This window comes from Citrobacter sp. S-77 (assembly GCF_963864895.1).
Classification (GTDB): Bacteria; Pseudomonadota; Gammaproteobacteria; order Enterobacterales; family Enterobacteriaceae; genus Citrobacter; species Citrobacter murliniae.
This window is the reverse complement of sequence record NZ_CAWLWU010000002.1, coordinates 944,998-963,550: the sequence shown is the minus strand read 5'-3', so window position 1 is coordinate 963,550 and position 18,553 is coordinate 944,998. Positions and strand designations below refer to the sequence as shown.

Here is an 18,553-nt window from a genome sequence, read left to right as displayed (position 1 = left end):
ATCAAATGGGGCGAATACTCTCTTCGTCCAGGTCCGCATCAAAAAAACGACGCAGCGTCTGAATGTTATTATCCGCAATAATCGACTCACGCGCCTGCGCGAGTTTCTCTTCATAAATGGCCTGACGCCACTCCAGCGGCGTTCGCACCGCAGGATTATCATCTTCAACGATGGTCAATTCAACCGCTGAGCCCATTAAGGCGCTCAATGCTTCCGTAAGTTTCTGCTGTGCGCCACTGGAATTGAGGTGCCGCTGCGTGGAACGCAAGTGCAGGCAAACGACATTGCCATTCTCTTCTTTCCAGGCATTAAGCGCCACCTGCTCTACCAGCTTGGGTAGCGAAAGCTGGCTAACCTGCGCGGCCCAGGGGTCGCGCTCAATCGCTTCTGCTGCCAGCTTAGCGGCCAGCTCCGGCGTTTTTTCATGCTCCAGCGCTTTTTTCAACGCTTTCGGTGTGGCAACAACCTCTTTTACTTCTGCTACCGGATTGGTTGCTTTCCAGCGATAGGCTTCTTTTTTCGCCGGAGTCTGCTCCAGCGCAGACGCTGCCGGACGAGCCTGAACACGTTCCGACACCGAAGCCAGTCTTTCCAGCGCAGCATTATTCACCGGCCGCGCGCGGGGAGCGGCTGCCGGTTCACTCTTTTTTGTTTTGGTTGCTCCCTGAGCTCGCTGCAGTTGGTTGCGCGCGGCAAGAACCCGGCTGGTAGCGTCAGATAACGGTACATCCGAATGTGCAGGTGCAGGCTGCTGTACAGGGACCTGCGTCGGTGTCATCACCGCGGTAGGTGCAGCGGGCGCAAATGACTGTTGCGGCACTTCAGGTTCCGGTAACGGAACTCGCGGATGAAAAGCTAACGCACGCAGCAGCGTCATTTCTACACCCATTCGTCTGTCCGGCGCATACGGAAGCTCTTTGCGCCCGATTAACAGGGTCTGGTAGTAAAGCTGCACATCGGTCGGCGGTACAGTGCGTGCCAGATCACGCATACGCTGTTCAATGGCAGCCATATCGCTGCTCAATGCCGCAGGCGATAGCTGAACCATCGCAATACGGTGAAGCAGGGTCAACATCTCAACCAGCAACGTTTCCCATTCAATTCCGCGAGCGGCGGCATCATTCACCAGCGCCATAACACGCTCGCCATTCCCTGCCACAACAGCTTCAACCAGAGAAAGCGCCTGGTCGTCATCAAGCGTGCCGAGCATCGCGCTCACTGCCTGAGTTGTGACCTGCCCATCACCGCTGGCAATCGCCTGATCGGTCAGACTCAGCGCATCGCGCAGGCTACCGTCTGCAGCACGAGATAACAGCTGCAGCGCGCGTGGTTCGTGGGTGATGTGTTCCTCATTGAGGATATGTTCAAGCTGATGGCGAATTTGTTCGACATCCAGCGCTTTAAGGTGGAATTGCAGGCAGCGAGACAGAATAGTAACCGGCAACTTCTGCGGATCGGTAGTCGCCAGCAGGAACTTAACGTGTGCAGGCGGTTCTTCGAGCGTTTTAAGTAGCGCATTAAAACTGTGGCGCGACAGCATGTGCACTTCATCGATCAAATAGACCTTAAAGCGGCCACGCGCCGGCGCATACTGAACGTTATCCAGCAGATCGCGAGTGTCTTCGACCTTAGTACGAGACGCGGCGTCAATTTCAATCAAATCGACAAAACGCCCCTGCTCAATTTCACGGCAGTTGTCACACACACCGCAAGGTGTAGCGGTAATGCCAGTTTCACAGTTGAGTCCCTTCGCCAGCAGACGGGCGATAGAGGTTTTTCCGACGCCACGGGTGCCGGAAAAAAGATAAGCATGATGAATACGCCCTAACGACAAGCCGTTCGCCAGTGCCGTCAGCACATGTTCCTGGCCGACGACGTCAGCAAAGGTTTGTGGGCGCCATTTTCGGGCTAAGACCTGATAACTCATTGGCAGGCTCTGAAAGGCTGGAGGGTGGATTCACAAGGGGGTAATGCTAACACAACCTCGCGCAGACGGCGAGGTTGTGTGTCTCGGTATTACTTTGGCCGATAAAAGATCGTCCGAAATCAGTGTCCCGGGAACGGAACCAGGCTGTAGCAGGTCAATCCCTGTTTTTCCAGGCGCTGTTCACCGCCCAGATCGAACAGGTTGATGATAAAAGCCGCATCGGTGACTTCACCACCCAGACGACGGATCAGCTTCACTGTTGCTTCAATTGTTCCGCCGGTTGCCAGCAAATCGTCCACTACCAGTACTTTGTCACCCGGCTTGATGGCATCAACATGGATTTCCAGCTGATCGGTGCCGTATTCAAGCTCATAGCTCTCAGCAATCACTTCACGTGGAAGCTTACGCGGTTTACGTACGGGTACAAAACCAACGCCTAACCCCAACGCTACCGGTGCGCCAAACAGGAAGCCACGCGCTTCGGTGCCGACAACTTTAGTAATGCCCGCATTTTTGTAGCGTTCAACTAACAGTTCAATGCTGAGTGCATACGCTTTCGGGTCTTCCAGCAAGCTGGTGACATCACGAAAAAGAATGCCAGGTTTTGGGTAGTCGTTGATGCTTTTGATGCTATTTTTGAGAAACTCAAGCTGCTGTGCAGTCGCGGTCATAAGTTTGTGCCTGATAAATACAGTATTGCTTCACGGCGCACTATACACTTTATCCTTCAAGCTGCCTCTTTGTTGGCTGCCTTCATTCATCCCAGGCACTTACTGAGGTAAGCTTCGGGGATTCATTCAGTTGCCGTTTCGACGCAACTTGAATGATTTTGTGTCTATATAAGAGCAAAGGTTACATTTGTTTAACCTTTGACCGCCTGCGCCTGTGCTCGAAAACGGTCAAATTTACTGGCTGCGTGAGACAATTGCAACTGGCATTATTGCGCTTCAGTGCTTTTGTTGCTTTTCATCAATCACCGGTATCCGCCACATGAAAATCAATAAACAGGCGAGAATAACCAACAGTAATCCACGCACCCACATCATATTAACCAGCCACAGCGAGATGCCAAATGTAACCAATATCAACAATATAGCGCGCGGCTTTGCCCCCGGAGGCATCGCATGGTGTTTTTGCCAGTGGCGCAGATAGCCGCCAAACCATGAACGGTAGAGCAGCCAGTCGTGAAAACGCGGCGATGAGCGGGCAAAACACCAGGCAGCCAGCAGGATAAACGGCGTAGTGGGCAACAATGGCAATACCACACCCAGCGTTCCCAGCACTACCGCTATCCAGCCAATGATGATTAGAATAATGCGTTGCATAGTTTAAGTACTTAACACAGAGAATCGCTACTTTAGCATAACAGTTCTCATTTTCATCGGAGTGTTATCGTGAAAACCGTCATGCTGTTACAGAAGCTCGAAAGCCAGTTCAACAGCCTGCAACAACTTTGCGCACCACTGGCGCACCACGCAACACTCAGCGCCCGTTTTGATCGCCATCTTTTTCGCACGCGCAGTACGCTGTTGCAGGCCTGTCTGGATGAAGCTAGCGCGAATCTCATCGCACTGCGCCACGCGGTTGAACAGCAACAACTACCACAAATTACCTGGCTTGCGGAACACCTTGCCTCACAGTTAGAGGCTATTATGCGCGAAACTGCTACCTGGTCGCTCAGGGAGTGGGACAGTGCCTCCCCTGGGCTCGCTCGCTGGCAGCGCAAGCGCGTCCAGCACCAGGAGTTTGAGCGCCGTCTGATCGAGATGACGCGTGAACGCAAAGAGCGTCTGGCTCAGGCTACAGGCTTTGAAGAACAGCAAAAACTGCATCGTGAAGTGGAAGCTTTCGAAGCGCGTCTGGCGCGCTGTCGTCATGCGCTGGAAAGAATAGAAAACGTGCTGGCGCGTTTAACCCGTTAACCCCGGAGAAATTATGTCACTTGAGAACGCCCCGGACGACATCAAACTGGCTGTCGATTTAATTATGCTTCTGGAAGAGCATCAGGTTGCGCCTGAAACCGTACTGAAAGCGCTGGAGATTGTTAAGCGGGATTACGAAAAGAAAATACAGCAGCTCCCTGCATCATAAAAAGAGCTGAATCTGTTGGTATCGGCCTACGAGTCCAGAATTATTGCACTTCGTAGGCCAGATAAGGCGTTTACTTATCACCCCACAGCCGGTGTCGGGTCATCACCTTTGAAGTCACGTTTAACTTCAGTCACTGTGTCACCTTTGGCGTTATGCAGGTGAACTTCGAGTTGGTTAAAGGCGATATCAATATCGTTTTCACGGCACAGACGGTCAACCGCGCGGTTAAGTTCATCCACCGTATGGCTGCGATCGCGCAGTTCACGAACATATAATCGCAGCTCATGATCCAGCGTGCTGGCACCAAAGGCGGTAAAGAACACCGCCGGTTCCGGATCATGCATCACTTTCGGATGTTCCTGCGCCGCCTGCAGCAGCACCTTCTTCACCTTGTCCAGATCTGAGCCATAAGCAACCCCAATACGGATCACCAGGCGTGTGGTGGTATCAGAGAGCGACCAGTTGATCAGACGTTCCGTTACAAACGCTTTGTTCGGAATGATCACCTCTTTGCGATCAAAGTCGGTGATGGTGGTTGCACGAATGCGAATCTTACTTACCGTACCAGAGAACGTCCCAATCGTGACCGTATCGCCAATACGGACCGGGCGTTCAAACAGAATGATCAGGCCCGAGACAAAGTTACCGAAGATCTCCTGCAAGCCAAAACCGAGACCGACCGACAAGGCCGCAGCCAGCCACTGTAGTTTATCCCACGATACCCCGAGCGATCCGAACACCGTCATCGCGCCGATAGCAATGATCGCGTAATTGAGGATCGTAGTGATGGCATAAGATGCGCCCTGACGCATTTTGAGTCGTGAGAGCACTAACACTTCTAACAGTCCGGGCAAGTTGCGGATCAGCGCCCATGCCACCATTGACGCAATTATCGCAAACAGCAGGCTGCCCATGGTGACATCTTTCACGACTGCGGCCCCGGCCTCTGTACCGTTGTAATGCCAGAGCGTGATGCTGTCGAGGTAGCTGAACACGGTGATCAGATCGGACCAAATTGCCCAGAACAGAACGCCAAACAGAGCAACCATCAGTAACATCGTAATACGCAGCGTTTGCTGGTTAACCTGCTCCAGCGCAATGGTCGGTTCTTCCTGCGGTTCAGCGCCTTCGGCCCCTTCTTTTACCAGGTTCTGACGGCGCGCTAATGCACGGCGCCAGGCAATGCGACGTGCGGCCACGCTCAGCCCACGCAGTACAGTCTGATACAGCAGGTTCCAGACAATGACCAGATAGACCGTTTCAATCCAGCGCCCAGACAGGCGCAGCGTGGTATAGAAATAACCGGTAGCCGTCAGCACCATTAACGCAATCGGGATAATCGACAGCACGGTAATAGTGATCAGGCGCAGACCATGCGACTCTTTATCACGCCAGCTTTCGCGACACATTGGCCATACAAGGAAGGCGATCAGCAACAGGTTCAGGAAAATGACGACCTGTCCGAGAACGTCGTCCATCAGATTAAGCGGCGAGAGTTCAGCAACCACTGACCAGAAGTTCAGCGGCAATAATGCCAGACTAATGCGCACAATCTGGCGACGCCAGTGGCTGGTCTGTTTCGCAGGCATACCGAAGTGGCGGATCGCCACGCCATCTTTTTCCAGTACTTTCCAGCACAAACCAAACACCAGCCAGAAAATAGCCATTTTCTTACTGAATGCCCACAACAGATCGCTGACGTTCAGTTGCATGGTAAGCAGGATCAGACCAACGGCAAGGATAATCAGGCACGCAGGTAACGCTCTAATCAGATCAATCAGTATCGCTTTTGGCGTGTTGAGCTGACTGTCATTACGCAAGTTACCTACCGCAGCAGCGAGTTTTTCCTGGTACGCTTTCAACCATTTCAAACGCCAGCGAATTAGTCCGGCAATCAACAGCAGCGGTAGCCCCGCCAGAAAAGCAATAAATACCGCTGGCCAGGCTTTCTCCCAGTTCACCGTGATTTTCATCGACTTGAACTGATCTTTTAACGTTTGAGGGAAGGCTTTGATCCAGTCCCAGTCCATCGGACGGTTACTGTTAACCCAAAAGATTTGCTGGGTCAGGATCCCTTTCAGATTTTTCGATACGCTCATTAACTGCTGCTGGTTAATCTGCAGGTTAATGGCCATCATCAGTTGGTTACCCAATTGCTTATTCAGTTGGTCCAGCAGCTCACGGCGCATATCCACGACCTGGAGCAAGGCATCATGAACTTCAGTGTTCACTTCGCTGGTGTGCCCTTCCTCCAGTTTGGCGACAAAAGCGTCATTCTGGAACAGCGCGTCACGCTGCTGGTTAACCTCGAATTGTTCCAGACGCAAATCGGCGATCCGATTGGTCATATCAGCAAGTTCATCCGCTGAGGGTAATGTTTGCTGTTGTTGATACAGAATACGCGACAGCAGCAGACTACCTTTCAGAACAGCAATTTGTTCTTTAATGTTGCGTTCAGACTGCATCGCCCGATCAAGCCAGTTTTTGACCTTGATATTTTGCTGCATCAGCGCATTGCCGTTTTCGGTGGCGGAAATCAGACGCTGGCTTAGCTGATGGTTGACCTCAAGTTCCTGTTTGACTAGCGGATTGGTCTGGATACGTTCAGCTTCATCGGGCGTTACCGCTTCCTGCGCCGTCTTTTCGGTGAGCGTCAGCCGTTTGCTGTTCACCGCTTCCTGCAGGAGCTGTAACTGATGTTCAAGTCGGTTGCTGTTGGCGGTCACATAATCACGTTGTTTCTGCAAGGTGTCCTGCAAAACCGTGTTGCCTTCCAGACTTTTACGCTGCTGATCGATCTGCGCATTGAGTAGCGCTTGCTGCGCCTGCAGCAGAACCTGCTGGCTGGGGCGTAATGCCGCTTCACCGACGTTGGTACCATCCAGGCGATTGCGGATTTGCTGCATTTGCTGTGATGCGGTGTACATCGCATTTTGTACACGCTCAGGCTGCGTCTGCAACGAGACCAGTTGGCTGTTGTAAGCCGCCAGATCGTTTTGCGAGCTTTGCAGGTCATCCAGCACCTGAGCGACGCGTGTTTCAAGTTGTCGTAAAGAGAGCGTGCTCAGCGTTTTTCGCGTTTCATCGTCATTATCGACATCACTGAGCGAATTTAACGCCTCCGTCGCCTGGCGCATTTTCTCTGGCGCCTGGGCAACTTTCTGGCGAAGCTGAACGGTCTCATCCTTCACGCGGTCAATCTTATCCAGCGTGACGAGGGTCTCGATAAGATCCTGCTGAACCAGTTTATCCTGCGCGGAAAGATCTTTTTGCTTACTCAGCGCATCCAGTTGGCTCTGGATATCCGCTTTCGTCGGCAGTTCACCATTCTGTTGCGCTCGCGCAAATGCGGATGACTGACAAGACAGCAAAATAATGAAGAATAAAGTGGTAATAGCAATAAGATGCTTTGAGCGTTTATAAAGCTGCAACATAGTCATGAGAATGAACGTTTCTAACCGGAAAGTGACCGAAAATAGTCAAGCGGCTAGAATATCACGGCGCTGACAGACAGAATAGCGCCAGGGAAAATGTCCAGGAAAATTCCTGGACTGAAATCGAGGGGTTAGCTTGTTTCCGGCACTCGCAGCGTTGGGCAAAGAAGGCACATTTCCAGCAGCACTGCGACGTATTCACGTGCGTTTTTTTTCAGGTCAAAAGATTCCGGGGCGAACAACCAGTTTTCTATAATCCCGGAAAGGTAGCTGCGCATTAAGACCGCTACACGGCGCGTGTTCAGATTCTCTGGCAGCATTCTTGCGTTCATACAGTGACGTAGCGTTTGTTCAATACGGTCATAGTTTTCAAGACACAGGCTGCGTTGCGCCATTTGAAAAGCAGCTATTTCCCCGACAAATTCGCATTTGTGGAATATAATCTCCATCAATAAACGCCGGCGTTCTTCTGTCACGGTAGCTTCAAGAACGTAAACTAAAATTTCTCTTAATACTGATAGTGGATCGTCGGGGAATTTTGCCTGATACTCAGTCTCTAGTTCATCAATATTGGGTTTTGCCAGATCCCAGATTTCACTGAATAAATCCGACTTGTTTTTGAAATGCCAATAGATTGCACCGCGAGTGACGCCAGCAGCTTTTGCGATCTCCGCGAGCGAGGTGGATGATACCCCTTGTTGCGAAAACAGACGCAGAGCGACATCCAGAATGTGCTGACGTGTTTCCTGCGCTTGTTGTTTGGTTTTTCGTGCCATATGTCGGTGAATTTACAGGCGTTAGATTTACATACATTTGTGAATGTATGTACCATAGCACGACGATAATATAAACGCAGCAATGGGTTTATGGGCTTTAAGCCATTGATCAATTTGAAATCGGACACTCGAGGTTTACATATGAACAAAAACAGAGGGTTAACGCCTCTGGCAGTCGTTCTGATGCTCTCAGGCAGCTTAGCGCTAACAGGATGTGACGACAAACAGGCCCAACAAGGGGGCCAGCAGATGCCAGAAGTTGGAGTTGTGACGCTCAAAACTGAACCTCTACAGATCACAACTGAACTCCCGGGTCGCACCAGTGCTTACCGCATTGCGGAAGTTCGCCCTCAGGTCAGCGGCATTATCCTGAAGCGTAATTTCACAGAAGGTGGTGATATCGAAGCGGGTGTGTCTCTCTATCAGATTGATCCTGCTACTTACCAGGCCGCGTATGAAAGCGCAAAAGGCGATCTGGCCAAAGCACAAGCAGCGGCAAATATCGCTCAGCTGACGGTTAAACGTTATCAGAAATTGTTGGGTACCAAGTACATCAGTCAACAGGATTACGATAGCGCGCAGGCAGATGCACAACAGGCGAATGCCGCCGTTGTTGCAGCTAAAGCGGCAGTAGAAACTGCTCGTATCAATCTGGCCTATACCAAAGTCACATCGCCAATCAGCGGCCGCATTGGTAAGTCATCGGTCACTGAAGGTGCTCTGGTGCAAAACGGTCAGGCGACCGCACTGGCAACCGTTCAGCAGTTGGATCCAATCTATGTCGACGTGACGCAGTCAAGCAACGATTTCCTGCGCCTGAAACAAGAGCTGGCGAATGGCACGCTGAAACAAGAGAACGGTAAAGCAAAAGTCGAACTGGTCACCAGCGACGGAATTAAATTCCCGCAGTCCGGTACGCTGGAGTTTTCTGACGTGACGGTTGATCAAACCACCGGGTCAATTACGTTACGCGCAATCTTCCCTAACCCGGATCACACCTTACTGCCGGGTATGTTTGTCCGTGCACGTCTGGAAGAAGGGACCAATCCGACCGCATTACTTGTACCTCAGCAGGGCGTTACCCGTACGCCGCGTGGTGATGCCAGCGCATTAGTTATCGGTGCGGATGACAAAGTGGAAACCCGCCAAATTGTGGCAGCACAAGCGATTGGCAATAAATGGCTGGTCACTGAAGGACTTAAGCCGGGCGACCGCGTGATTGTAAGTGGGCTGCAAAAAGTACGTCCTGGCGCACAGGTAAAAGCGCAGGAAGTCACCGCTGATAATAACCAGCAAGCCGCAAGCGGTAACCAGCCTGAACAGTCCAAGTCTTAACTTAAACAGGAGCCGTTAAGACATGCCTAATTTCTTTATCGATCGCCCCATATTTGCGTGGGTGATCGCCATAATCATCATGTTGGCAGGGGGGCTCGCGATCCTCAAATTGCCGGTGGCGCAATATCCTACTATTGCACCACCTGCAGTGACGATCTCCGCGACCTACCCTGGCGCTGATGCAAAAACAGTACAGGATACTGTTACGCAGGTTATCGAACAGAACATGAACGGTATCGATAACCTGATGTACATGTCCTCAAACAGTGACTCCACGGGTACCGTGCAGATCACCCTCACCTTCCAGTCTGGTACTGATGCGGATATCGCACAGGTACAGGTGCAGAACAAACTGCAGTTGGCGATGCCGTTGCTGCCTCAGGAAGTACAACAGCAAGGGGTTAGCGTTGAGAAGTCATCCAGTAGCTTCCTGATGGTTGTTGGTGTTATCAACACCAACGGCACGATGACGCAGGAAGATATTTCGGATTACGTCGCCGCTAACATGAAAGACGCTATCAGCCGCACCTCGGGTGTTGGTGACGTACAGCTGTTCGGTTCTCAGTACGCAATGCGTATCTGGATGGATCCGACTGAGCTGAACAAATACCAGCTTACGCCGGTTGATGTGATTACCGCGATTAAAGCACAGAACGCCCAGGTTGCAGCCGGTCAGCTTGGTGGTACGCCACCGGTGAAAGGCCAGCAACTGAACGCCTCTATTATTGCTCAAACGCGTCTGACCTCTACCGATGAGTTTGGCAAAATTCTGCTGAAAGTGAACCAGGACGGTTCCCAGGTTCGTCTGCGCGATGTAGCGAAGATTGAGCTGGGCGGTGAAAACTACGACATCATTGCGAAGTTCAACGGTAAACCTGCGTCTGGTTTGGGTATCAAACTGGCAACCGGTGCGAACGCTCTGGATACTGCTGCGGCTATTCGCGCTGAACTGGTGAAGATGGAACCGTTCTTCCCATCAGGCCTGAAAATTGTTTACCCGTATGACACTACACCGTTCGTAAAAATCTCTATTCACGAAGTAGTGAAAACACTGGCAGAAGCAATCATCCTCGTGTTCCTGGTTATGTATCTGTTCCTGCAGAACTTCCGCGCGACGTTGATTCCGACTATTGCCGTACCGGTCGTATTGTTGGGTACCTTTGCGGTCCTTGCCATTTTCGGCTTCTCGATAAATACCCTGACGATGTTCGGGATGGTGCTCGCCATCGGCCTGCTGGTGGATGATGCCATCGTTGTGGTCGAGAACGTTGAACGTGTCATGTCCGAGGAAGGACTACCGCCAAAAGAAGCGACGCGTAAATCAATGGGCCAGATTCAGGGCGCACTGGTGGGTATCGCGATGGTGCTGTCAGCGGTATTTATTCCGATGGCATTCTTCGGTGGCTCTACCGGGGCGATTTACCGTCAGTTCTCCATCACCATTGTTTCTGCAATGGCGTTGTCGGTACTGGTGGCACTGATCCTGACCCCTGCTCTTTGCGCAACCATGCTCAAACCGATTGCTAAGGGCGATCACGGAGAAGGCAAGAAAGGTTTCTTCGGTTGGTTCAACCGCATGTTCGACAAGAGCACGAACCACTATACCGACAGCGTAGGCGGCATTCTGCGCAGCACGGGTCGTTATCTGGCGCTGTATCTGATCATCGTGGTGGGCATGGCCTATCTGTTCGTTCGTCTGCCAAGCTCCTTCTTGCCGGATGAAGACCAGGGGGTATTCCTGTCCATGGCTCAGTTGCCTGCGGGTGCAACGCAAGAGCGTACCCAGAAAGTGCTGGACGAAATGACGGATTACTATCTGACCAAAGAAAAAGCGAACGTTGAATCGGTCTTTGCCGTTAACGGCTTCGGTTTTGCGGGACGTGGTCAGAACACCGGTATTGCGTTCGTGTCATTGAAAGACTGGAGTGAACGTCCAGGCGAAGAGAATAAGGTCGAAGCGATTACAAGTCGTGCGATGGCGGCATTCTCGAAGATTCAAGACGCAATGGTCTTTGCCTTTAACCTGCCGGCGATTGTTGAGCTGGGTACAGCAACAGGCTTTGACTTCCAGTTAATTGACCAGGCCGGACTGGGCCATGAAAAACTGACCCAGGCTCGTAACCAGCTGTTCGGTGAAGTGGCGAAACATCCTGATCTGTTAGTTGGCGTACGTCCTAACGGTCTGGAAGATACTCCGCAATTCAAGATCGATATCGATCAGGAAAAAGCGCAGGCTCTGGGTGTTTCCATTAGTGATATTAATACAACACTGGGTGCAGCATGGGGCGGAAGCTACGTGAATGACTTCATCGACCGTGGTCGTGTGAAGAAAGTTTACGTCATGTCTGAAGCCAAATACCGTATGTTGCCGGAAGATATTGGAAACTGGTATGTCCGCGGTAGCGATGGACAAATGGTACCGTTCTCCGCGTTCTCTTCCTCGCGTTGGGAATATGGCTCGCCGCGTCTGGAACGCTATAACGGTCTGCCTTCCATGGAAATTCTGGGCCAGGCCGCACCAGGTAAAAGTACGGGTGAAGCTATGGCGATGATGGAGCAACTGGCCAGCAAATTACCATCCGGTATCGGTTATGACTGGACTGGTATGTCCTACCAGGAACGACTGTCTGGCAACCAGGCCCCTGCCCTGTATGCCATTTCACTGATTGTCGTCTTCCTGTGTCTGGCGGCGCTGTATGAGAGCTGGTCAATTCCGTTCTCTGTTATGCTGGTGGTTCCACTGGGGGTTATCGGTGCGTTGCTGGCAGCGACTTTGCGCGGCTTAACCAACGACGTTTACTTCCAGGTAGGCCTGCTCACAACCATTGGGTTGTCGGCGAAGAACGCGATACTTATCGTCGAATTCGCCAAAGACTTGATGGATAAAGAGGGTAAAGGTCTGGTTGAGGCGACGCTGGATGCTGTTCGTATGCGTTTACGTCCGATCCTGATGACGTCACTGGCCTTTATTCTGGGTGTTATGCCGCTGGTTATCAGCTCTGGCGCGGGTAGTGGCGCGCAGAACGCCGTTGGTACAGGTGTAATGGGCGGGATGGTCACTGCAACCGTGTTGGCTATCTTCTTCGTTCCGGTGTTCTTTGTGGTGGTCCGCCGCCGCTTTAGCCGCAAGAATGAAGATGTTGAACACAGCCACCCGGTTGATCATCATTGATTCATTGCTAAAGATAAGGCCGCGCAAGCGGCCTTTTTTTTGAAAAAATCATAAATTGAGCTTATTGTGATTTCGTTTATTTTCTGTAAGGTAAATAAGCGATATAATCCCTGTAGGCTTAAAGGCTATTCTTAAAGAATCCTGAGGTTTCTTATTTACTTTAATAAATATTAAGATTAATCCTAGTCACTCATTGCATTGTAGACTGTTGCCTTTTGTTGCTAAACCTAAACAAGATAACCTGATGATTGCCCGAACAATAAAGAAATTGTTCCATTTCGAATACCTGTATTTATCAGTTAAAGTGTAAAAATGGAACTGCATCATAATTTGCCGTAAATGTAATTTTTCGTGATACGACGATGAAATCTTTTTTAGAGTAGATTATAGTTAAACCATCAGGAGTCGCGGGCAAGTTCCAGGTAGTTTGTTGTATCCATCCCGAAAGGTGTTCGGTTAGTTAAGCCTCTAAGAAGGGGATGCGTTATGGATGAATACTCACCCAAAAGACATGATATCGCACAGCTTAAATTTCTCTGTGAAACCCTGTATCATGACTGTCTTGCAAACCTTGAACAAAGCAACCATGGTTGGGTTAATGACCCGACTTCAGCAACCAGCTTGCAGCTCAATGAACTGATAGAGCATATTGCAACCTTCGCACTTAATTATAAAATTAAGTACAATGAGGACAATAAGCTGATCGCTCAGATTGATGAATACCTGGATGACACTTTTATGTTGTTCAGCAGTTATGGTATTAATACGCAGGATCTACAGAAATGGCGAAAGTCCGGTAATCGGTTGTTTCGCTGTTTTGTCAATGCCACCAGGGCTAATCCTGTAAGTTTGTCTTGTTAAAAATTATTACAATCATAGGTAAGAGTTATGTCCGATAAACCATTAACTAAAACTGATTATTTGATGCGCCTGCGACGCTGCCAGACAATAGACACACTTGAACGCGTTATTGAGAAAAATAAATATGAATTGTCTGACAATGAACTGGCTGTATTTTACTCAGCAGCAGATCATCGTCTTGCTGAATTGACCATGAATAAGCTGTACGACAAGATCCCAACTTCCGTTTGGAAATTCATTCGCTAATTGCTCACGAGGTTAAGTCAGGTATAGCGGTACATTTGTTTGTCTGACTGACCGTTTTCTCGTTTCTAACTATTACTTAACTCTAATCATGTGACAGTGATCACACAGAAGTGTCGGGAACGTTCCCCTTAATTGCATTGCGTTTTAGTGTACTGAGATTAACCATCAGCAAACAGGAAAATGCGCAATGAGTGAGGAAAAGCAAAAGATGATCGCCGGCGAATTGTATCGCCCGGCAGACGATACTTTACGCAAAGATCGGCTTCGCGCACGCCAACTGATCCATCGATATAATTTCACCGCCCCCGATGAACAACATGAGCGGCAGGCTATTCTGCATGACCTGTTGGGTCAAAGCGAGGGAGCTTATATCGAACCTACATTTCGTTGCGATTACGGCTATAACATCTACCTCGGCAAAGAATTCTATGCCAATTTCGACTGCGTCATGCTTGATGTCTGCCCGATCCATATTGGCAATAACTGTATGCTTGCACCAGGAGTCCATATCTATACCGCAACCCACCCGCTGGATGCCGATGAGCGCAACAGTGGTAAGGAACTGGGAAAACCGGTGACTATCGGGAATAACGTCTGGATAGGTGGGCGAGCCGTGATAAATCCTGGCGTAACTCTGGGTGACAACGTCGTTGTTGCATCAGGTGCCGTAGTAACCAAAAGCGTCCCGGCAAATACCGTAGTTGGGGGTAATCCTGCGCGGGTCATCAAAACGCTGTGAACAGAAATGTAACTGTTATGCTAAATTGTGGTTAATCTGTTACTTTTTTCAGACAGGATCCCCTCTTAAAATAGGCCGATCCCTCCTGATTATTGAAGACATCACGAAGGCAAGAAATGACAGAAATACAGCGCCTGCTTACCGAAACAATCGACGACTTAAATATTCGCGAGAAGCGCGACAACAGACCGCGCTTTAGCATCAGCTTCATTCGCAAACATCCTGGGTTATTTATCGGCATGTATATTGCCTGGTTTGCTACGCTGGCGGTTATGCTGCAATCAGAAACACTGGTCGATTCAGTATGGTTGCTGGTGGTACTGTTCGTAATACTGAATGGTTTTTTCTTTTTTGACGTGGCACCGCGTTATCGCTTTGAGGATATTGACGTACTGGATTTCAGAGTCTGCTATAACGGCGAATGGTACAACACACGTTTTGTTCCATCCTCACTCATCGATACCATACTGCACTCTCCTCGGGTAGATAGTGAGCATAAAGCACAACTGCAAAAAATGATGACACGTAAAGGCGAACTCTCTTTCTACGACATCTTCACCCTGACCCGTGCACAGACCAGTCAGTAATCGCTGATAAAAAAAGTGCGTACCCGAATGGCACGCACTTGAGTCCCAGTGATGTTGGCAAAATAACTAACGTCTTTTCTTCCGACCCTGTACCGCTTTAAATCGCGGATTCGTTTTGCAGATGACGTACAAGCGCCCTTTGCGTTTGACAATCTGGCAGTCAGGATGTCGTTGTTTTGCGCTACGAAGTGAATTGAGTACCTGCATCTTAACCTCGCTTAGCACCAATGAAATGGCCAAAACGTTTCTGGAAACGCGCCGCGCTACCTTCGTTATCGAAGGTTTTTTGTTTTCCGGTATAGTACGGGTGAGACTTAGAAGAGATATCAAGGGTAACGTATGGGTACACCTGGCCCTCAAACTCAATCTCACGTTCTGTTTTAATGGTCGAACCAACCTTAAAGTACTCATTGGCACTGGTGTCGTGAAACACCACGGTACGATAAAAAGGATGGATATCCGGTTTCATGATTACCTCAAATTGTTACGTTATAACATAACTGACAAAATACACCACTCCCGCACATATCTCAACCTGATTTGTACTATGGGTAATTAACAAGATGATAAATGGCCCTAAATATATGATACCCATCGAATAGGTTTTTTGGCTTTCAGATATACTTTCCATACGCTGTGTTAATAAGGACATCACTGTGACAACACGATATCTGATAGGTCTGATGACAGGTGTGCTTATTCTGTCCATCCTTGCGCCTGTTGGTTTAAGCCTGTGGCTGGCGCATCGTCAGGTCGAAACGAAATTCATTGATGAACTTGACTCCTTCACCAACAGGGTCGCTTTACGTACGGAAAGAGTCGGCGATCAGGCGAAAAAAGCATTACGCAAAATTGAAACTTTTCAGGGAGTACCTTGCGGAGAAGAACATTTGCTGGAAATGCGTCGATTGTCATACAGCTACCGTTATATTCAGGAAGTGCTGTATCTCAAGAACAACGTTCCACAATGCTCTTCCCTGGAGAAAAGGAGTCGGGCTGCCGCATTCCCACCGGCAATGAAAATCACGCGTGATGGTTACCAGGCATGGTTAACCACCCAAAACGATTTGGGCATCCAGCGTTTTATGGCGGCATTAGGCAGCGAGCATTATGTTGTGATGATCGATCCCAATTCCTTCATTGACGTCATTCCGTTTGGCTCATGGCCGATTGATGTCGCCATAATTGGCACCACGCGCAAAACGGTCGTCGCCAGTAGCGATAATCTCCCACCAGACATCTTGCATAACCTTCAAATAGATAATGCCATTACGCACTTAGAAAAAAATGGCGTTATCTATAATGCCCGCCCCTTCCCCGAATTAGGCATCACTATCGTAAGCTGGGCATCGACACTGCCTCTGCAAAAAATATGGCACAGACAGGCGCTTATCTGGCTCCCGGCGGGGATTATTATTGGTCTGTTAACTGCCGCATTTATTCTGAGCATTTTTCGTCGCTTACAGTCCCCTCGTCACCAGCTGCAGGAAGCTATCCGTCATCGGGATATTAAAGTTTATTATCAGCCGATTATTTCGCTCAGGACCGGAAAAGTGGTCGGAGCCGAGGCGCTGGCCCGTTGGCCACAGGCTGACGGGAGTTTCCTCTCACCGGAGATTTTCGTCGGACTGGCGGAGCAAACCGGGCTGTCAAAGCAACTTACTCAGTTGATTATTGAAAGCGTATTCGACGATTTGGGTAAATGGCTACACCAGCATCCAGAACAGCATATATCCATCAATCTTGAGTCAGACAACCTGACATCAGAAACCCTCCCAACCCTGTTAAGCCAGAAGGTAAATCACTGGCAGATCAAACCTTCGCAAATCGCCCTGGAACTGACCGAACGCGCATTTGCCGATCCGAAAACCAGTGCACCGTTTATCGCCAGATACCGCCAGGCGGGGCATTCTATTTACATTGATGACTTTGGCACCGGCTACTCCAGCCTAAGTTATTTACAAGATCTGGATGTGGATATTCTGAAGATAGACAAATCGTTCGTGGATGCACTGGAATACAATAACGTGACTCCGCATATTATCGAGATAGCCAAAACGCTGAAGCTGGAAATGGTGGCGGAAGGTATTGAGACCGCAAATCAGGAAAGCTGGTTACGTGATCATGGCGTGCAGTACGGTCAGGGCTGGCTTTACAGCAAAGCTCTGGTGAAACAAGAATTTATATTGTGGGCAGAAAAGCGGCTTTAGCGTGGCGCTGATAAGCGGTTGAGATGGCTGGCGGCACGCCGCACAGCCAGTCACGTCAGTCACGTCAGTCACGTCAGTCACGTCAGTCATCCATAATGGGCGAGAATCCACCGTAGATCATGCGTTTGCCATCAAATGGCATGGACTCACCGAACTCCTTCATACGGGGATCGGACATCATCTTCTGATTCGCCGCGTCACGCACCTCTTTTGAAGGATATTCAATCCAGCTAAATACCACTTCTTCATGATCCTGCGCTTGCACTGCCATGCGAAAATCGGTCAACTTGCCGTCGGGGACATCATCCGCCCAGCACTCCACAACGCGCAATGCACCGAACTCCTTGAAAAGCGGAGCAGCTTTTGCCGCCATCGCGATATACGCCTCCTTGTTTTCAGCGGGTACGGCAACAACAAAACCATCGACATACTTCATGAGAAAAACCTCCGAAGTGTACTGCGCGGCAAGCCGATTCCGACCGCGTCAGTAGAGGTTAAGTTTAGTCGCCCACGAGGGATCATGCCGCAGGCTCATCGCGAACCCGAATACGTGATTGCGGTTGATGCCGAAACCACGGCAGGCAAAGCTGAATTAACGGACCAATAGCCAGCGCATACAATACCGTCCCTATCCCCACGGTCCCACCGAGTAGCCAGCCTGTGAGCAAAACCGACACTTCGATTGCGGTACGAATGGTTCGGACTGACCAGCCAGTACGCGCATGAATACCCGTCATCAGACCATCACGCGGCCCAGCACCAAAACCAGCGCCAATATACAGGCTGGTCGCCAGCGCATTCAGTATCACTGCGGAAACTAACAACCCGCTGCGCGTAAGAAGAGATTCAAATTGCGGAATAACCATCAGCGCCACATCTGCAGCCAGTCCGATCATAATGACATTACTCAGTGTGCCAAACCCCGGGCGCTGACGCAGTGGTATCCACAGCAGGAGCACCAGAACTCCAACGGCAATGATCACCACACCGATATTCATCTTCAGTAAATTCGCCACACCAAGGTGGAAAACGTTCCAGGGGTCGGCCCCTAAATCCGCACGCACAAACATGGCTGTCGACACACCATAAAGCGCCAGCCCTATATACAGTTGAAGTAAACGACGCAGCATACTTTTCCCCTGTCTCCGCTCAGATAACCTTCATCTTCGCTGCAA

Annotated in this window: 18 protein-coding genes and 1 other annotated feature; of the genes, 9 read left to right on the top strand and 9 right to left on the bottom strand. The window is 50.1% G+C overall.

The genetic code is table 11. The features are described from left to right. Position 1 precedes the first annotated feature (1 nt). The 3 genes from dnaX to AACS05_RS05155 all read right to left on the bottom strand — a co-directional run bounded on the left by dnaX (position 2) and on the right by AACS05_RS05155 (position 3,252). Positions 2-1,927 carry a DNA polymerase III subunit gamma/tau gene (dnaX, locus tag AACS05_RS05165; protein WP_045440644.1) on the bottom strand — a complete coding sequence of 642 codons (1,926 nt, stop codon included), beginning with the start codon at positions 1,925-1,927 and terminating at the stop codon, positions 2-4. Then, positions 605-669, bottom strand: a sequence feature (DnaX frameshifting element). It overlaps the preceding gene by 65 nt. Positions 1,928-2,046: 119 nt before the next feature. Beyond that, positions 2,047-2,598, bottom strand: a complete 552-nt coding sequence (gene apt / locus AACS05_RS05160) for an adenine phosphoribosyltransferase (RefSeq protein ID WP_045440640.1) — start codon at positions 2,596-2,598, stop codon at positions 2,047-2,049. A gap of 276 nt (positions 2,599-2,874) precedes the next feature. Beyond that, positions 2,875-3,252, bottom strand: a complete 378-nt coding sequence (locus AACS05_RS05155) for a DUF454 family protein (RefSeq protein ID WP_045440638.1) — start codon at positions 3,250-3,252, stop codon at positions 2,875-2,877. A 69-nt stretch (positions 3,253-3,321) separates the two neighbouring features. Between AACS05_RS05155 and priC the strand changes: the two genes are divergently transcribed. Further along, positions 3,322-3,849 (top strand): primosomal replication protein N'', encoded by a 528-nt coding sequence (gene priC / locus AACS05_RS05150; protein WP_045440636.1) that lies wholly within the window; start codon positions 3,322-3,324, stop codon positions 3,847-3,849. A 13-nt stretch (positions 3,850-3,862) separates the two neighbouring features. Continuing rightward, entirely contained in the window at positions 3,863-4,018 is a 156-nt protein-coding gene (rsmS, locus tag AACS05_RS05145) for a pleiotropic regulatory protein RsmS (RefSeq protein ID WP_071828900.1), read from the top strand. Between the two features lie 77 nt (positions 4,019-4,095). Here the strand turns inward: rsmS and mscK are convergent, their stop codons facing one another. Next, positions 4,096-7,458, bottom strand: coding sequence for a mechanosensitive channel MscK (gene mscK, locus AACS05_RS05140; RefSeq protein WP_045440633.1), 3,363 nt, complete (start codon positions 7,456-7,458; stop codon positions 4,096-4,098). 125 nt (positions 7,459-7,583) lie between these two features. Beyond that, the gene (gene acrR / locus AACS05_RS05135; RefSeq protein ID WP_045440631.1) at positions 7,584-8,228 is read right to left on the bottom strand and encodes a multidrug efflux transporter transcriptional repressor AcrR; all 645 of its coding nucleotides are present in this window, start codon (positions 8,226-8,228) and stop codon (positions 7,584-7,586) included. Positions 8,229-8,369: 141 nt separating this feature from the next. Here acrR and acrA point away from each other — a divergent pair, with 141 nt between their 5' ends. The 6 genes from acrA to AACS05_RS05105 all read left to right on the top strand — a co-directional run bounded on the left by acrA (position 8,370) and on the right by AACS05_RS05105 (position 15,168). After that, positions 8,370-9,563, top strand: coding sequence for a multidrug efflux RND transporter periplasmic adaptor subunit AcrA (gene acrA / locus AACS05_RS05130; RefSeq protein WP_045440628.1), 1,194 nt, complete (start codon positions 8,370-8,372; stop codon positions 9,561-9,563). A gap of 22 nt (positions 9,564-9,585) precedes the next feature. Then, entirely contained in the window at positions 9,586-12,735 is a 3,150-nt protein-coding gene (gene acrB, locus AACS05_RS05125; protein WP_045440626.1) for an efflux RND transporter permease AcrB, read from the top strand. A gap of 486 nt (positions 12,736-13,221) precedes the next feature. Next, positions 13,222-13,596 (top strand): Hha toxicity modulator TomB, encoded by a 375-nt coding sequence (gene tomB, locus AACS05_RS05120; protein WP_003021733.1) that lies wholly within the window; start codon positions 13,222-13,224, stop codon positions 13,594-13,596. A gap of 27 nt (positions 13,597-13,623) precedes the next feature. Continuing rightward, positions 13,624-13,842: an HHA domain-containing protein gene (locus AACS05_RS05115; protein WP_002892050.1), complete on the top strand. Its 219-nt coding sequence runs from the start codon at positions 13,624-13,626 to the stop codon at positions 13,840-13,842. 187 nt (positions 13,843-14,029) lie between these two features. Beyond that, positions 14,030-14,581 (top strand): maltose O-acetyltransferase, encoded by a 552-nt coding sequence (maa, locus tag AACS05_RS05110; RefSeq protein WP_045440624.1) that lies wholly within the window; start codon positions 14,030-14,032, stop codon positions 14,579-14,581. 116 nt (positions 14,582-14,697) lie between these two features. After that, complete coding sequence (locus AACS05_RS05105; RefSeq protein WP_045440622.1) at positions 14,698-15,168, top strand: YlaC family protein; 471 nt, start codon at positions 14,698-14,700, stop codon at positions 15,166-15,168. A 66-nt stretch (positions 15,169-15,234) separates the two neighbouring features. On the opposite strand, the gene ykgO is transcribed toward AACS05_RS05105, so the two are convergent. Together ykgO and AACS05_RS05095 are read right to left on the bottom strand one after the other, a co-directional pair. Beyond that, positions 15,235-15,375, bottom strand: a complete 141-nt coding sequence (gene ykgO / locus AACS05_RS05100; protein WP_005125190.1) for a type B 50S ribosomal protein L36 — start codon at positions 15,373-15,375, stop codon at positions 15,235-15,237. A gap of 1 nt (position 15,376) precedes the next feature. Further along, entirely contained in the window at positions 15,377-15,637 is a 261-nt protein-coding gene (locus tag AACS05_RS05095) for a type B 50S ribosomal protein L31 (RefSeq protein WP_045440619.1), read from the bottom strand. Between the two features lie 187 nt (positions 15,638-15,824). Here AACS05_RS05095 and AACS05_RS05090 point away from each other — a divergent pair, with 187 nt between their 5' ends. Further along, entirely contained in the window at positions 15,825-17,378 is a 1,554-nt protein-coding gene (locus AACS05_RS05090; RefSeq protein WP_045440617.1) for an EAL domain-containing protein, read from the top strand. Positions 17,379-17,460: 82 nt separating this feature from the next. On the opposite strand, the gene AACS05_RS05085 is transcribed toward AACS05_RS05090, so the two are convergent. Further along, the gene (locus AACS05_RS05085) at positions 17,461-17,814 is read right to left on the bottom strand and encodes a DUF1428 domain-containing protein (RefSeq protein ID WP_045440607.1); all 354 of its coding nucleotides are present in this window, start codon (positions 17,812-17,814) and stop codon (positions 17,461-17,463) included. Between the two features lie 82 nt (positions 17,815-17,896). Beyond that, positions 17,897-18,508, bottom strand: a complete 612-nt coding sequence (yczE, locus tag AACS05_RS05080) for a membrane protein YczE (RefSeq protein WP_045440605.1) — start codon at positions 18,506-18,508, stop codon at positions 17,897-17,899. Between the last annotated feature and the right edge of the window lie 45 nt (positions 18,509-18,553).